The sequence below is a fragment of the Acinetobacter sp. SM1B genome (genome assembly GCF_003289665.1).
GTDB lineage: Bacteria > Pseudomonadota > Gammaproteobacteria > Pseudomonadales > Moraxellaceae > Acinetobacter > Acinetobacter schindleri.
This window is the reverse complement of sequence record NZ_QMBM01000001.1, coordinates 2,591,299-2,606,873: the sequence shown is the minus strand read 5'-3', so window position 1 is coordinate 2,606,873 and position 15,575 is coordinate 2,591,299. Positions and strand designations below refer to the sequence as shown.

Genomic DNA, 15,575 nt, shown 5'->3' with positions numbered 1-15,575 from the left:
TATGAACATTCATATTTAACCATGCATTTTTTTTATGAGATCAGACAATCACGAATAATTTCAACAGAGCGTGCGTATGCAGCTGAGCTTATAGACAAATAAAAAAGCCTGCATCAGCAGGCTTTTTTTATGATTAGCTTTACAGCGTAGTTTCGTTATGTTTCTTGCTATGACGAATCGACAAGATCGCAGTCACCGTCAAGACAATCACAATAAAGCTCAGTGAAATCCAGATCGGCATATGGAATACATCCAGCATCAGCATCTTAAAGCCGATAAAGACCAGAATCAAACCTAGGCCATAAGGCAGATAATGCATTTTTGAGGCTGCACCTGAGAGCAGGAAGAACATTGCACGCAGGCCTAAAATTGCCATCAGGTTCGCAGTAAGCACAATGAAGGGGTCGGTGGTGACAGCAAAAATAGCCGGAATAGAATCGACTGCGAAGATGACATCAGAGGCTTCGACCAGAATCAGCACCAAGAATAACGGCGTTGCCCAAAGCAAACCATTTTGACGGACAAAGAATTTATCGCCCTGAAGTTGCGGGGTGATACGCATATGTTTACGTAGCCATTTCAGAATGGCCATATCTTCAATATTGCTGTCTTCTTCATGCTGACCACGCAGGAATTTGAAGCCGGTATACACCAGGAACGCACCGAACAGATACAGAATCCAGGAGAATTCCTGTACAAACCAGGCACCAATAAAAATGAAGATTGTTCTGAGCACAATCGCACCCAGTACACCATATAACAGCAATTTACGTTGTTGCGCTGGTGGAATGGCAAAGGCGGCAAAGATCATCAGCCAGACAAAGACATTATCAATTGCCAGGGATTTTTCCAGCAAATAACCGGCAAAGTATTCCATGACCTTGGTATTGGCAATTGCCGCACCTGCAGTCTGCTCCAGATACAGCCATAATCCACCACCAAATAAAGTCGCGACACTGACCCAGGCAATACTCCAGTAGGCAGCGGTACGGACTTTTACTTCCTGACCATGCTGATGTTTAAAGCCGACAAAATCGATCACCAGCATGACGGCGACAATTGCGAAAAAGACAAGATACAGCCAGAGCGTACCAATTGTTTCCATGTGAATTCTCCACATCGGACGACTGGCCATAAAAAAACCTTGACCAGCTGCCAGATGAAAAACATCTATAACAACATGATCAAGGTCTTGCCTACATCTTAGTGTTTCACTTTTTTACATCAAGTGTAACCTAAAGATGCTCAGATACCGACTTTTTGCAAAGTGTAATGACGATATTCTGACACGTTCAAAAACTGAAATTTCATTCTTAAACGTTTGGAGGAGGCTACTCCCCTTGTTCAAACTAAATTTTGTCTGAGCGATAGCTCAATATAAATTAAGCATGACAGATTTTAATTAGGGATACAATTTTATTTACAAAAATCATTCACTAAGCTTTAAGAAAATCAGGACGGCGTACCAGAAACACACTAAGCGCAAATCCAAAAAATGCCAATAATCCTCCCATCCAGCCGATACAGCCCAAGCCAATTTGCGCGGTCACGATCCCGCCGAGTAATGCACCCCCACCAATCCCGACATTGTATAAACCTGAAAAGATTGCCATGGCTACATCGGTGGCATCTGAGGCGAGGTTTAAAGTCTTTGCCTGTAAAGCCAGACTAAAACCAATAATACTGACTCCCCACATAAGACTCAGGCTATTTAAGCCAAAAAGGCTCACTGACATTGGCAATAGCAAGAGCATCGATATACCCAGCCCTAAAGTGAAAAATGGAATCGTCAGTCGTGGAAACTGTGGTGCAAATTTACCAAACAAGTAGGAACCCAGGAAGCCTGCTCCGCCATAGATCAGCAGCAATGTTGTGGTCTGTGCAGAACTGAAATGTGCCACATTCAACGCAAAAGGTTCGATATAACTATAGGCTGTGAACTGGGCACTGATCACCAATACAGTCAGTGCAAAAAGTAGCATCAGGCTGGGTCGTCTGATCAGGCTTTTTAAACTGCTAAAGGAGCCTGAGTTAATACTCGGTAAATGTGGCAAAGTTTTGACCAGAATAAAGCAGACTAACGTGGCAATTACTGCAATTAGCCCAAAACTGTTACGCCAGCCATACGCTTCGCCAATCATCCGGCCAAAAGGAATCCCGAGTACCATTGCCATCGCAGTACCGGTAGATAGTAGGCCTAAGGCCTGAAATTCTTTTCCTTTCGGTGCTACACGCACTGTCAGTGATGCCGTGATTGACCAGAACAGTGCATGAGCAACTGCAATTCCGATCCGACTGATAACCAGGACAATGAAACTCCAGGCAAAATAAGACAGCACATGACTGGCAATAAAGACCATAAATAGCAGTGTAAGCAGGAAACGGCGTTCAATATTTCTAGTGAGTAGCATGATCGGTAAAGACAGTAATGCGACTACCCAGGCATAAATAGTCAGCATCAGCCCGACTTCTCTTGGAGTCATGGCAAAGCTCTTTCCTATATCGCTCAGTAGTGCTACTGGAATAAACTCGGTCGTATTAAAAATAAAAGCGGCACAGGCCAAGGTAATCACACAGATCCATTGGCGTGTAACAGAAAGAGGTTGAGCAGAAGCAGACATGAGGGAGGATCAATACAGGATCGGCACATTCTATGCTTTTGCCAGAAAATTTCACATGAGGCAGGCTGTAATTTTACTCAGCGGAATTAAAAAAATTGCAACATTGTAAAGCTGAGGACTATGGCAGTCTGAGATAAAATCTTGAGGTAAACCTATGCAGATTGAACACCAGGAACAAGGAACTAAAGGTGAATGGTATGTGGCGCAGAAAGACCAGCGCCTGGCAGAGATGACATATTCCCGGGCAGGTGATGATAAGTTCATTATTGATCATACCTGGGTGGATGATAGCCTACGCGGACAACGTGTTGGACAGCAGCTGGTTGAAGCTGCGGTTGGTTTTGCTAGAAAGCATGCTCTGAAAATTATTCCACTCTGCCCTTTTGCCAAGTCGGTGTTTGACAAAAATGAAAGCATACGGGATGTACTTCAGTAGGACTTCATCTAACTCAAAGATGGGACTAAACATCTATAAGATGTTTAATGGATGAGGATATGACGATATAACAGGTTGATCCTGGATTAGTACAACAGGTAAGAAAATGAGCAACATCAAACATCAGGACTCAAAGCGCGGCGGTGTGTTTTACATGGAAGACAATGGTCAGCGCGTAGCAGAAATTACTTATCAATGGCGTGAACCGGACACCATTGTTGCTGACCATACCTGGGTCTCACATGCACTGCGTGGTAAAGGCGTGGCCCGTAAAATGCTGGATATTCTGGTCGAATTTGCACGTCAGAAACAGCTGAAAATTATTCCACAATGCTCTTATGTGCATGTCATGTTTAAGCGTGATCGGAATTTACATGACGTAGCGACTTTAGCCTTTTAAACCATCCCGTTGGAATAAACAGATTCAAATGGATAAGAGACGATAAGCCCTGTTTATGGGCTTGTGGCAGTCTATAAAGCAGAGTGCCGCTGAAGAGTCCTAATCCCATCCAGACAATCTGTTCATACTGTTGCAGCATGATCAAAATAACGATGATCAGGGAGATGCTGGTCTGAAAAAAGGCGCGATGATCCACACAAATCAATAGTGCCCAAGTTAATAGCATGCTGCTGATCAGCATGTTAATCTCACGTTGCAAGCCCCAGCTATGCAACACGATGACTAGCGCGAAACACAGACATAACAAGCTTAACGTGATAAAAAGATCTTTTAGCATGTTTCACCCTCATTAAAAGCATTATCATTCGAGTAATTATTTTTCAATGATGTCTCTTTAATTTTTAATAATTTAGCTACAAAATGCAAACTGAAAACAGTGTAAGAAATAGCTGATATTTGATTAAAAAATAACCTAAACCCAATATATTGACTATAAAATCAATACTTGAAATTTAAAGGAATCATTCATGCTACAACTCTGTTATGCCAGTACGCGCATCGAAACAGAACAAGATCTATTACAAGACCTGAGTGATATTTTAGCAATTGCACGAAAGTTCAATTATGAGCATCAGATCTATGGAGCACTGTATTATGCACATGGAAAGTTTTTCCAGTGTTTGCAGGGTGAACCTGAGATTGTAGAGCAGCTTTTTCAAAGTATTTTGAAAGACCGTCGGCATCAGCAGGTGTATCGTTTCGCTGATACAACCGTGGAAGCGCCAAGCTTTGCTGAGTGGTCGATGAAATATGTACATAAGCATAGCGAGATTGCTTCGTTCTTTTCCAAGCTGGGTCATAGCACTTTTCAGCCGCATTATCTGAACCAGCAAAATCTGGATGGCTTGCTCGAGATCTTGTATCGTGTTGACGAAAATCATCAACAGTTGGTTTCACCCCAGGGTTATAAACAACGTGGTTATGTCCCTTATTTCTGATCTGGTGAATCCAGACTAAAAATAAAAAAAGTCCGCATGGCGGACTTTTTTTGTCTGATTTGCATTAGTTCATGTCAATCATCACTTTTAGGGCTTTTTCATCAGCCGCGTGTTTAAACACATCATAGGCCTTTTCAAACTCGTTAAATTTAAAGTGATGCGTGGCCAGTTTTTCTAATGGTATTTTGCCGGAACAGCAGGTCTTGAGCAGCATGCCAGTGGTATTGGCATTGACCAGACCAGTGGTAATGGTCAGGTTTTTAATCCACAGTTTATTCAGTTCAAAATTTACCGATTTGCCATGTACACCGACGTTGGCGATATGTCCACCCTCTTTCACCACATGTTGGCAAATATTCCAGGTCGGTTCTACCCCTACCGCCTCAATGGCACAGTCGACACCGCGTCCATCGGTAATTTCTAAAATCTTTTGAATGGCATCTTCTTTACCAGAGTTAACGATATGAGTTGCGCCTACCGTTTTGGCAAATTCCAGCCGGTTATCATCCATATCTACCATAATAATATTGACTGGAGAATAAAATTGAGCAGTGAGCAAGGCACTCATCCCGATTGGCCCTGCACCTACGATCGCGACATTGTCACCCGGTTTGACATCACCATATTGCACACCAATTTCATGTGAGGTTGGCAGGATATCGGACAGGAAGACGGCGACGTCTTCATTTAAGCCTTCAGGTAAATGGTAAAGAGAAGTGTCAGCAAAAGGTGTACAGACATATTCGGCATGGGTACCATCAATCATATAACCCATAATCCAGCCACCGTCATTACGACAGTGTGCATACAGCTGTTTCTGGCAATTTTCACAGGTACCGCAGCGGCTGACGCAGGAAATAATGACCCGATCATCCTTTTTAAAGTTTTTGACTGCTGAACCGACTTCTTCAATGATGCCAATGCCTTCATGACCGAGAATCCGGCCATTAAAGTCGCCAGTTTTTTCTTTTGCCACCTGTTCAATTTCCGGGTTTTACCTTTCCAGATGCCGAGGTCGGTCCCGCAGATCGTGACCTTAGTCAGTTTGATAACGGCATCATCGGGCTGCAAGATTTTCGGGATGGGACGTTCTTCAAAACGGATCTCATTGGCGCCATAGTAAACCATTGCTTTCATTGTATTTGACATGGCAACTATCCTTCTTAGTGATTATTGTGGAGGATTGGCAGTCGTATTTAGCTATGACGACTGTCAGCTGAGAAACACGTAATGGCTTTAAGCTAGCAGGACTTTAGGATTAGATCATTGGTAAAATAGTTAATTCCTTAAAAAAATTAAGTATTTTTTAATATTAAAAAAGGATCGTAGACATGTGTATACGATCCTTGAGAAATTTTATGGAATAAAGGCTACAAGTATTGATTTAGATAATTTACTGTAAGGCGCTAATCAGTTTCTGATGCAAGCCACCAAAACCGCCATTGGACATGATCACCACAGCATCGCCTTCCCCTGCTTCAGTAACAACAGTTTGAATGATCTCATCCAAAGTACGTGCTACCACAGCTTTATTTGGTGCAGCCTCAATCACAGGTTGCAGATCCCAATCCAGACCTTCAGGCTGATACCAGATCACTTCATCCGCCAGACGTGCTGAATAAGCCAAACCCTCTTTGTGACTGCCCATACGCATGGTATTGGAACGCGGTTCAATAATCGCCCAAAGCTTACGTTCACCCAGACGCTTGCGTGCGCCGTCGAGGGTAGTATCAATTGCAGTCGGATGATGGGCAAAATCATCATAGACTTCGATACCACGTACCGTATCAAGCAGCTCCATACGGCGTTTTACACCGCCAAAATTCGAGAGTGCTTCACAGGCAGTTTCAATGGATACACCGACATGCTCAGCAGCAGCAATAGTTGCCAGAGCATTGGCAACCGAGTGCTGACCCGTCATATTCCATTTTATTTCGCCTTTCACTACGCCATGCTGAAGCACTTTAAAATGTGAACCATCAGCAGACAACTGTTGTGCAGAGAGTTCAGCTTTTTCATTGGCATCCAGTGAAGTGCGAACTATCGGTGTCCAGCAGCCCTGCTCTAGTACTTCATCAATATTGGTTTCCGTAATCGGTGCAATGATGCGACCTTCAGACGGAATAGTGCGTACCAGATGATGGAACTGTTTTTGAATTGCGGCCAGATCATCAAAGATATCGGCGTGATCAAATTCCAGATTATTCAGAATCGCAGTCTTAGGATGGTAATGTACGAACTTGGAGCGCTTGTCGAAGAAAGCAGAATCGTATTCATCGGCTTCTACACAGAAGTATTTGCCGCCACCTAAACGTGCACTTTCAGAAAAGCCCAGTGGTACACCGCCAATCAGGAAGCCTGGCTCTAACCCTGCCTGGTCCAGTACCCACGCCAGCATTGTCGTCGTCGTGGTTTTACCGTGCGTACCAGCTACCCCCAACACGTGTTTACCTTGTAGTACGTGATCTGCCAGAAATTGTGGACCTGAAATATAAGGCAGGCCTTCATTTAGCATGTATTCCACGGCATCAATACCACGCTTCATGGCATTGCCAACAATGACCAGATCGGGATGTGGTTGTAGGTGGCTACGGTCATAGCCCTGCATTAAAGTAATGCCTGCATTTTCCAGTTGGGTCGACATCGGTGGATACACGTTCTGGTCTGAACCTGTCACCTTATGTCCGAGGTCTCGCGCGAGTAAGGCCAGCGAGCCCATAAAGGTGCCACAAATGCCCAAGATATGCAGATGCATCGACTTCACTCCATTTTGTACTGACACAGCACTTTGTTTTCTGTGCTGTTGTCATGATTTATTCGATTTACCGGCAACGATAGCAAGGCTTTGCGGGAAAAGATAGGCATTCTGGCGTGATTTTTTATGTGAAGAAACGATGCTAGATGTGATAAAAAACCAAGGTTCACGATTATCTTTTGCTGCAATAATCCGTAAAATATCCTGTAAATTTTCTACCGGCATCCGCTATGTTCTGGCCCCTGCTCCTGCTTGTTTGTGCAAACTGCTTTATGACATTGGCCTGGTATGGTCATCTGAAATTTTTACCGCATGATGCCCCAATGTGGAAGATCATTTTATTTAGCTGGGTCATTGCTTTATTTGAATATAGCCTGATGATTCCTGCAACACGTCTGATGGCGCAACACGGACTCGCAGTCGGTCAGATGAAGATCACCCAGGAAGTGGTGACGCTACTGGTCTTTGTGCCCTTTATGCTGTTTATGTTTAAACAGCCATTTAAACTGGATTATCTCTGGGCAGGATTATGCCTGTGTGGCTGTGTCTATTTCGTGTTCCGTAGCCCCTAATATCATTCAAGTGGTGTACTTCCCTATTTTTATTCCAGATTTTGAGATTTCATTAAAAAAATAAGAAAAATCGAGCCTTGCTTTGACCGTTAAATTTTATGAAGCTGAATTTTCAGTCTATAATACGAACTCCCATTAAAGCTTGGCTCTCTCGTCGAGATTTATCTTCTCTTACTTTAATCTCTGGAAACATTGCAATGAATGCGGCTGCTGCACAAGATGCTCCTCTAGTAGGTATTATCATGGGTTCTCAATCAGACTGGGCAACTCTCGAACACACTGCCAATATGCTTAAGCAGCTTGGTGTCCCATTTGAAGCCGAAGTCGTTTCTGCACACCGTACCCCTGACCGTCTGTTTGAATATGCAGAACAAGCACGCGATCGTGGCATCCAGGTGATTATTGCCGGTGCTGGTGGTGCAGCGCATTTGCCAGGCATGTGTGCCGCAAAAACCGATCTGCCAGTATTGGGTGTGCCGGTAAAATCTTCTATCTTAAATGGTGTCGATTCATTGCTTTCAATTGTACAAATGCCAGCAGGCATTGCCGTGGGTACCTTGGCGATTGGTCCTGCAGGTGCGACCAATGCAGCCATTATGGCCGCGCAAATTTTAGGTCTGACCCGTCCAGAAATCGCGAAAAATGTTGCAGATTTTCGTGCTGCACAAACGGATAAAGTCGCTAGCAACAATATTCCAGGCCAAGCTTAATACGGGATAAAACACAATGGATAAAACCATCGGTATTTTTGGTGGCGGTCAGCTCGGTCGAATGATGGCACAAGCGGCATTGCCTTTAAACATTCAATGTACTTTCTTTGAAGCCACTACAGATTGCCCTTCGGCTGCATTAGGTCCGGTATTTTCCAGCAAAGCTGAAAATGGTCTGCAAGACTTTATCAACAGTGCAGATGTGTTCAGTCTTGAATTTGAAAATACACCACTGGCTGATGTAGATGTTTTGACGAAAAACAAAGACCTGCATCCGCCACGTCAGGCTTTAGCAATTGCACAGCATCGTCTGTCTGAAAAAGCCCTGTTTGATGAACTTGAGATTCCGGTTGCGCCGTATAAAGCAGTCACTTCAGTAGAGAGCTTAAAAGCTGCTGTTGCAGAACTCGGTCTGCCGATTGTACTTAAAACTTCTCGTGGTGGTTACGATGGTAAAGGTCAATTCGTTCTACGTTCAGCAGATCAAACTGATCAGGCTTGGGCAGAACTGGGTCCTGCCGGTGAACTGATTGCAGAAAGTTTTGTCACTTTCTCACGTGAAGTCTCAATTATTGCGGTACGTGGTCAAGATGGTGATGTGAAGACCTGGCCATTGGCCGAAAATCATCATCATAATGGCATTCTGTCTCATTCGATTGTACCTGCACCCAACAGTGCGGACTTGCAGCCAGTCGCACAAGATTACATCACTCGCCTACTGAATCATCTGAACTATGTGGGTGTATTAACTCTTGAGCTGTTTGTGACAGATAAGGGGCTATACGCCAACGAGATGGCACCACGTGTGCATAATTCAGGTCACTGGTCGATTGAAGGTGCAGTGTGTTCGCAGTTTGAAAACCATGTGCGTGCGGTGGCTGGATTGCCTTTAGGTTCAACTGACGTGATCCGTCCAACCGTGCTGGTGAATATCATCGGTCAACATCCAAAATCTGAAGATGTTCTAGCCTTGGAAGGGGCGCATTTGCACTTATACAATAAGTCAGAACGTGAAGGCCGTAAGATTGGTCACATCACCCTGATACCAACCGACAGTGCACAATTGACTATGCTATGTCGTCAATTGGCGAAGATTTTACCGAATCCATTGGCATTGAGCGAAGATATGAGCATCTAAACTTTAACTTGCTGATAAAAAAAGCGATCACACCTGTGGTCGCTTTTTTATTTGTCGGCTTTCAGGCATGATTGCGCCTCCTTAAAAATCCCTGCCATTGGTCGGATCATTTTTAAAATCAATTGCTTATAGTTTGATCAATTGAGTATAAATATAACAACCCAAAAAACCTATTTTTGGTCTGATTTTTAGCTTGTTCAGTTGAGGATCAGCCTGAAAATCAGCATTTGAATTTAAAACTGGAACACAGTTTTGAATTTAAATTCATAAAAATAAATTCAAATTTAAATCGAACTTTGAATTTAAACTCGTGCTTTTAAATTTAAAAAAATATGAATTTAAATTTATAGCTGGTAAATGAATTCAAAGTTTTTGAATTTAAATCGACCCACCTGTTGTTAATGAATTTAAAACCAGAATATTGAAAGCTATAAGCATTCTGCTGCGTGGCGGCTTATTTCCAAACAAGTTATCCACATTAATTTTTTTAAATTCAAAATGGATGTTTGTTGGTTTTGAATTTAAATTTAAAAAATCATTTGATTTGAATTTAAAGTAGCCTTGTGGATAAGTATTTTTAAATTTAAAAATTACAAAATGAATTTAAAAGTGTAGAAATTATGAATTTAAAGTTACGTATTGGCGCTTTAATTTTCCTTATGAGCTGCTAAGGTAGAAACATAATTCAAAATCTAAATATTCAAGGGTCTTATGCAACGGCTTGCACTTTTTATTGGTTCGGTGGTCTTGGCGGCTTCACAGGCACAGGCTGAACTTATTATTAATGGTCAGCGTGTCACGTCGACGGATTTGACCTCTACTTCAAATCGCCCGAATTATGCAGCTCAGAATAATTTTCAAAGCTGTCTGGCCAATTTGCGTAGTCAAGCGATTGCCAAAGGTGTGAGCGGCAGTACTTATGATCGTTATACCCAAAATTTAAGCCCGGATTATTCAGTCATTGAACGCCTGAATTACCAGCCTGAATTTTCTACCCCAATTTGGGACTATCTGTCTGGTCTGGTCGATGAGGAGCGCGTACAGCAAGGCCGTCAGAAATTACAGCAGCATCGCGACGTATTAAATCGAGTTAGTGCTGCTTATGGCATTCCGGCTGAAACTGTGGTGGCAGTCTGGGGCGTGGAAAGTAATTATGGTGATATTTCTGGTAAATATCCTTTATTACAGGCGCTCGGTACTTTGAGTTGTGAAGGTCGTCGTCAAAGCTATTTCCGTGGTGAGTTCTTTACTACCATGAAGTTGTTGCAACGTGGTGATGTCTATGAAAACCAGCTTAAAGGTTCATGGGCAGGAGCTTTTGGTCACACCCAGTTTATGCCATCCACTTATGATGAACTGGCGGTCGATTTTGATGGTGATGGGCGTCGTGATCTCGTCAGCAGCATCCCGGATGCCTTGGCTTCAACAGCCAACTTCTTGAAAAAACGCGGCTGGCAGAGCGGACAGCCATGGGGTTTTGAAGTAAAAATTCCTCAAGGTATGTCAGTTTCTGGTGAAGGTCGTCGCAATAAAAAATCCTTGAGTAGTTGGATCAATCAAGGTCTGGTTCGTGCCGATGGTTCGGCATTAGTTCAAGGGAATTTATCGGAATCCTCTCAAGCTGGTTTATTGGCGCCTGCCGGTGCCAATGGCCCGGTGTTCCTGGTCTTTAAAAACTTTGATGCCATTTATAGTTATAATGCAGCTGAAAGCTATGCTTTAGCCATTGCACATCTTTCAGATCGTTTGCAAGGTAAAGGTGGCTTGGTGCAAGCATGGCCAACCGATGATGCTGGCACATCACGTGCAGAACGTCGAGAGATTCAGCAATTCTTGCTCAATAAAGGTTATGACATTGGGGCAGTGGATGGTTTGATTGGGGATAAAACCCGTCAGGCGATCCGCCAAGAGCAGATCCGTTTAGGCTTAACTCCAACCGGACGGGCAGGTCAGCAGATTTTACGTGCGTTTCGGAATGAAAATGCCAAACTGATGATGCAATAACAGAGATTGAAAAAAGGTCTGCAATAATGCAGACATTTTTTATTTAACTATAATATAGTTATAAGAGTTCATGAGATTAAACTGCTGTAATCGTACCGAGCACACGATAGCCTGAAGCCCCAGTCACAGCTGGCAGATTGCCACTCAGCTGATTCATAAAGCGCATCGCTAGCCAGGCAAAGGCAGTGCCTTCGACCCATGTTGGATTTAAGCCTAAATCAGCTGTGGTTTGCACACTCCAGTGATGTTTACGCAAACGCCAGCGCAGCTGTTCCAGTAGATGTGAATTATAAGCACCACCTCCACAAACATAGACTTCACCCGTATCCAGACCAGAGCGATAAATCGCTTTTTTAATGGCACGTGTGGTGAGCTTCATGAGCGTCGCCTGAACATTTTCTGGAGTATCTTCCAGCTCATCATATTCTAAAGCGCTACGCCAGTCAGCAATCTGTTCATCCAGCCATTCCAAATTAAAGTCTTCACGGCCAGTACTTTTGGGAGGTTCTTTGGAGAAAAATGTATGTTCCTGCAAACGATCTAACAGGCTACGGATGGGTGTACCATAGGCTGCCCAGTTGCCATTTTCATCAAAAGGCTGGCCGGTATAACGCTCACACCAGGCATCCATCAGAATATTGGCTGGACCGGTATCAAAGCCGTAGACTTGATCTGGCTGACCAGCAGGCAGAATACTGACATTGGCAATACCGCCCAGGTTTAGAATCACCCGGTGAATACTGTCATGCTGAAAAATATCCTGATGGAAAGCCGGAACTAGCGGCGCACCCTGGCCACCAGCCGCCAGGTCACGGCGACGGAAATCGGAAATCACTGGAATCTGGGTAATTTCAGTAATAATGTTTGGATCACCGATCTGCAAGGTAAAGCCATGTTCAGGACGGTGGCGAATAGTCTGTCCATGTGAGCCAATAGCTTTGATTTGTGTGCGATCCAGATTATTTTTTTCTATCAGCGCATTAATACCATGACCAATCATCTGTGCCAGCGCAACATCTGCTTTACCCATGCGGTCAATTTCATTATCGCCTGGCAGTGTGAGCGCCATCAATTCATCACGAAGATCATGATCAAAAGGTAGGGTGAGGGTGGCATGAAGCTGGAGTGGATCAAAAGAAGCAGCAACAATATCGACACCATCCATGCTTGTGCCGGTCATTACCCCAATATAGATCGCTGTCATGGTTATTCTTAAGCCTGCAATATGCTGAAAAAGTGTTAGTATATCGCACAAATTGAATAACTGATGTATTTGGGTTTTGTAATGTCAAATTTCCTGCCGGCTGAAGAACAACTTGCCCTCATCCAACGAGGCACACACGAAATTATTTCTGAAGAAGATCTTCTAAAGAAATTAAAGCAGAATCGTCCACTAAAAATTAAAGCGGGTTTTGACCCCACTGCACCTGACTTGCACTTAGGTCATACTGTACTGATCAATAAGCTAAAAGTGTTCCAAGACCTGGGCCACGAAGTTTTCTTCCTGATTGGTGACTATACTGCGATGATCGGTGATCCAACCGGCAAAAGTGCAACACGTCCACCATTATCGCGAGAGCAAGTTTTAGAAAACGCTAAAACTTATCAAGAACAAGTATTTAAAATTCTTGATCCAAACAAAACCAAAGTGGTGTTTAACTCGGAATGGTTTGCACAAAAAACTGCTGCTGATCTGATTCAACTGGCATCACAGCAAACTGTTGCCCGTATGCTTGAGCGTGATGACTTCACAAAACGTTATAACAACCAGCAACCGATTGCGATTCATGAATTCCTGTATCCACTGGTACAAGGTTATGACTCAGTAGCACTAGAAGCGGACGTAGAGCTGGGTGGCACAGACCAGACCTTTAACCTGTTAATGGGTCGTACCCTTCAAGGTCGTTATGACCAGGAAGCACAAGTCTGTATTACAGTACCAATTCTTGAAGGTTTAGATGGCGTTAATAAAATGTCTAAATCTTTAGGTAACTATATTGGCGTATTTGATGCGCCAGGTGCGATGTACCAGAAAGTACTGTCAATGCCGGATTCACTGATCGAACGTTACTTTGATCTGCTTAGCTTCAAATCTGTAGAGGAAATTCAGGTATTGCTGAAAGAGATTGAAGAAGGTCGTAATCCACAGGAAGTGAAACGCATTCTTGCACTGGAACTGGTTGAACGTTTCCATGGAAGTGAGGCTGCTGCGCATGCACATAAAGGCGCGGGTAATATCATTACTGAGGGTGAACTTCCTGAAGGCACACCGGAAGTAACCATTTCATTAAGCGAGTTCGGTGGTGAAATCTTTATTACTTCAATCCTGCGTGAAGCGGGTCTGACTAAAAACTCGGCACAAGCCAAAGATGCGCTGGGTCGTGGTGCAGTAAAAGTAGACTGGCAACCAGTTGATACGTCTTTTTCTGTGAAAGAAAACGTGACTTTGATTGTTCAGGCGAGCAAAAAAGCGATTGCAAAAGTGACCTTTGTTGATTAAGACACTTTCTAAGTTATTGAATTAAAAGCAGGCTTCGGCCTGCTTTTTTTTATATGACTCTATATTCAAAAATCAAATAAGCAAATTCAAAAAAAACCTTATAAAAACAAGAGTTAAATTTTGCCGAATTCCTTGCGTTTCCTTATTATTATGTATAAGATTTATTCATCTAGAGAATTCGCTTTAAGCACATCTAGAGGGTAGTGGTAATAATAAATAACTCCACAACTTATAGTCTCTTCCCCAAGAGACTTTTTTTAAGATACTGAAGCAAATAACTATAATAATGACATACTGGATCGGGTAAAGATTCAATTCCGAGGGAGAGATTTTGGGAGAGATCTCTTCCTTTTTTATTTGTAAAACTCCAGTTTTTCTTTCTATATTTCTTTTAAAAATCAAATTTTTTATTTGCTTTAAATCCACTACAGATCGCCGGATAGATACTGACATCCAGAAAATTATCAGTATGCTGATCACATCAGGTCTCAAAGAAGATCTAGAAATTTAAAATAAGAGGGTAAGCAGTGTTTATGTATCACTATCGGACTCAAGATATTTTTGATCAGGAAATTGATTTTATTTTACGTTTTCTATTTGAATACGATACGCCTGAGCAGAAACAGAAATCTTTTAAACAGGCATATACTTTATTACAGAAACTCGATCTGGCATCACACTATCTTCTCTTTTCCTTAGTCAAAGAGCGGTTACCTCGTCGGGCTAAATTGTTATTTGCTGCTGAGGACTATAAAGGTAAGAAAGAAGTGATTGAAGAAGTCATGCATCACTGGGTGGGACATAAGTATCGCCAATACGTAGCTTCGCTATCTTAATATTCTCTTTGGCTTTATATAGATATTAAAAAGTCAGGTTTCGTAACTTATATAAAGCTGAATACGGCTGATTTGACTATTTTGACTTTTTAAAACCTGTGATTAGAAAAAGAAGTCGCTATGAAAGCAGCAAACTGACTTTACTGATAGGACCTATATCTATTAGTCGGATAGAAAATAGCAAAATATGTAAGCTGATATAAGCAAGTTTTGAAAAATTCTGAATACAGAGTTGAAATTTTACAGTCTTATTAAGATTTAGTAATTTTTTGAGAGCTATTAAGTCTTAATGAAAATAACCGTTTTAAAATGAATTGCACTGAATACAGGTTTTATTTCAAAAAAATGGTTAAATTTTAGATAAAAAAGCGATTTTTTAGTGATTTTCGTAGAAAAAAGATACATACGTGAAAAATATAGTGAATTGGGGGTTGCAATGATTCTGAAATCCTCTAGAATGCACCCATACCGACGAGATACACGGTGATGAACGAAGCGAGACGCTGAGTTATCCGGTGTTTTGAGTCCAGCTTCTGGCACTGACGAGGTGTTAGAAAGATCATTAAGAGATTATGAAGAACAACTTGTGTGGATTTTTACTGGTT

Annotated in this window: 15 protein-coding genes; 9 read left to right on the top strand and 6 right to left on the bottom strand. The window is 42.5% G+C overall.

The features are described from left to right. Nucleotides 1-139: 139 nt before the first annotated feature. Nucleotides 140-1,105 carry a TerC family protein gene (locus tag C8322_RS12560; RefSeq protein ID WP_111810729.1) on the bottom strand — a complete coding sequence of 322 codons (966 nt, stop codon included), beginning with the start codon at nucleotides 1,103-1,105 and terminating at the stop codon, nucleotides 140-142. Nucleotides 1,106-1,436: 331 nt separating this feature from the next. Further along, a complete protein-coding gene (locus tag C8322_RS12555; protein ID WP_111810728.1) occupies nucleotides 1,437-2,621 on the bottom strand; it encodes a sugar transporter in 1,185 nt (394 codons plus the stop codon). A gap of 154 nt (nucleotides 2,622-2,775) precedes the next feature. Here C8322_RS12555 and C8322_RS12550 point away from each other — a divergent pair, with 154 nt between their 5' ends. The 3 genes from C8322_RS12550 (at nucleotide 2,776) to C8322_RS12535 (ending at nucleotide 4,455) form a co-directional block, all read left to right on the top strand. Next, entirely contained in the window at nucleotides 2,776-3,057 is a 282-nt protein-coding gene (locus C8322_RS12550) for a GNAT family N-acetyltransferase (protein WP_111810727.1), read from the top strand. Nucleotides 3,058-3,163: 106 nt separating this feature from the next. Next, the gene (locus tag C8322_RS12545) at nucleotides 3,164-3,457 is read left to right on the top strand and encodes a GNAT family N-acetyltransferase (RefSeq protein ID WP_004813972.1); all 294 of its coding nucleotides are present in this window, start codon (nucleotides 3,164-3,166) and stop codon (nucleotides 3,455-3,457) included. Between the two features lie 527 nt (nucleotides 3,458-3,984). Further along, a complete protein-coding gene (locus C8322_RS12535) occupies nucleotides 3,985-4,455 on the top strand; it encodes a BLUF domain-containing protein (protein ID WP_111810726.1) in 471 nt (156 codons plus the stop codon). A 64-nt stretch (nucleotides 4,456-4,519) separates the two neighbouring features. Here C8322_RS12535 and C8322_RS12530 read toward each other — a convergent pair whose 3' ends face one another. The 3 genes from C8322_RS12530 to C8322_RS14430 form a co-directional block, all read right to left on the bottom strand. Then, entirely contained in the window at nucleotides 4,520-5,431 is a 912-nt protein-coding gene (locus C8322_RS12530) for a zinc-dependent alcohol dehydrogenase family protein (RefSeq protein ID WP_111810725.1), read from the bottom strand. A 417-nt stretch (nucleotides 5,432-5,848) separates the two neighbouring features. Beyond that, entirely contained in the window at nucleotides 5,849-7,210 is a 1,362-nt protein-coding gene (gene mpl / locus C8322_RS12525) for a UDP-N-acetylmuramate:L-alanyl-gamma-D-glutamyl-meso-diaminopimelate ligase (RefSeq protein ID WP_111810724.1), read from the bottom strand. A 51-nt stretch (nucleotides 7,211-7,261) separates the two neighbouring features. Next, nucleotides 7,262-7,435, bottom strand: coding sequence for a hypothetical protein (locus tag C8322_RS14430; RefSeq protein ID WP_155858004.1), 174 nt, complete (start codon nucleotides 7,433-7,435; stop codon nucleotides 7,262-7,264). A 5-nt stretch (nucleotides 7,436-7,440) separates the two neighbouring features. On the opposite strand from C8322_RS14430, the gene C8322_RS12520 reads away from it, so the two are divergent. The 4 genes from C8322_RS12520 to C8322_RS12505 all read left to right on the top strand — a co-directional run bounded on the left by C8322_RS12520 (nucleotide 7,441) and on the right by C8322_RS12505 (nucleotide 11,634). Then, nucleotides 7,441-7,782, top strand: coding sequence for a DMT family protein (locus C8322_RS12520; RefSeq protein ID WP_103800869.1), 342 nt, complete (start codon nucleotides 7,441-7,443; stop codon nucleotides 7,780-7,782). Nucleotides 7,783-7,979: 197 nt separating this feature from the next. Beyond that, nucleotides 7,980-8,492, top strand: a complete 513-nt coding sequence (gene purE / locus C8322_RS12515) for a 5-(carboxyamino)imidazole ribonucleotide mutase (protein WP_111810723.1) — start codon at nucleotides 7,980-7,982, stop codon at nucleotides 8,490-8,492. A 16-nt stretch (nucleotides 8,493-8,508) separates the two neighbouring features. Beyond that, complete coding sequence (locus tag C8322_RS12510; RefSeq protein WP_108675713.1) at nucleotides 8,509-9,630, top strand: 5-(carboxyamino)imidazole ribonucleotide synthase; 1,122 nt, start codon at nucleotides 8,509-8,511, stop codon at nucleotides 9,628-9,630. A 711-nt stretch (nucleotides 9,631-10,341) separates the two neighbouring features. Beyond that, entirely contained in the window at nucleotides 10,342-11,634 is a 1,293-nt protein-coding gene (locus tag C8322_RS12505) for a lytic murein transglycosylase (RefSeq protein ID WP_111810722.1), read from the top strand. Between the two features lie 76 nt (nucleotides 11,635-11,710). On the opposite strand, the gene C8322_RS12500 is transcribed toward C8322_RS12505, so the two are convergent. Beyond that, nucleotides 11,711-12,838, bottom strand: coding sequence for an anhydro-N-acetylmuramic acid kinase (locus C8322_RS12500; RefSeq protein WP_111810721.1), 1,128 nt, complete (start codon nucleotides 12,836-12,838; stop codon nucleotides 11,711-11,713). A gap of 63 nt (nucleotides 12,839-12,901) precedes the next feature. On the opposite strand from C8322_RS12500, the gene tyrS reads away from it, so the two are divergent. After that, nucleotides 12,902-14,134 (top strand): tyrosine--tRNA ligase, encoded by a 1,233-nt coding sequence (tyrS, locus tag C8322_RS12495; protein ID WP_004813954.1) that lies wholly within the window; start codon nucleotides 12,902-12,904, stop codon nucleotides 14,132-14,134. 533 nt (nucleotides 14,135-14,667) lie between these two features. Further along, nucleotides 14,668-14,970 (top strand): hypothetical protein, encoded by a 303-nt coding sequence (locus C8322_RS12490; RefSeq protein WP_111810720.1) that lies wholly within the window; start codon nucleotides 14,668-14,670, stop codon nucleotides 14,968-14,970. Nucleotides 14,971-15,575 lie beyond the last annotated feature (605 nt).